This is a genomic window from Lysinibacillus sp. VIII_CA, from assembly GCF_049943995.1.
GTDB lineage: Bacteria > Bacillota > Bacilli > Bacillales_A > Planococcaceae > Lysinibacillus > Lysinibacillus pinottii.
Window position 1 is genome coordinate 1 of the sequence record NZ_JBNFXM010000146.1, and the last position, 220, is coordinate 220.

The 220-nt window shown below is 34.5% G+C and carries 1 rRNA gene; it reads left to right on the top strand.

Going from position 1 to position 220, the window contains the following annotated elements:
* Nucleotides 1-145 precede the first annotated feature (145 nt).
* Nucleotides 146-220, top strand: a 5S ribosomal RNA gene (gene rrf / locus ACP3VS_RS24600); the annotation flags it as partial.

The window sequence follows — 220 nt, forward strand, 5'->3', positions numbered from 1 at the left end:
GAATACTAATCGATCGAGGACTTAACCAAAAAGTTTGAAGCATTCAATGAACCGTTTATCCAGTTTTGAAAGAATAAGAAAGTTTTTAAAAAAACTTGCATTTTATAACTACATATGTTATAATAAATCTTGTCTTTTGAATAAGTCTAGTGATGATGGCAAAGAGGTCACACCCGTTCCCATACCGAACACGGAAGTTAAGCTCTTTAGCGCCGATGGT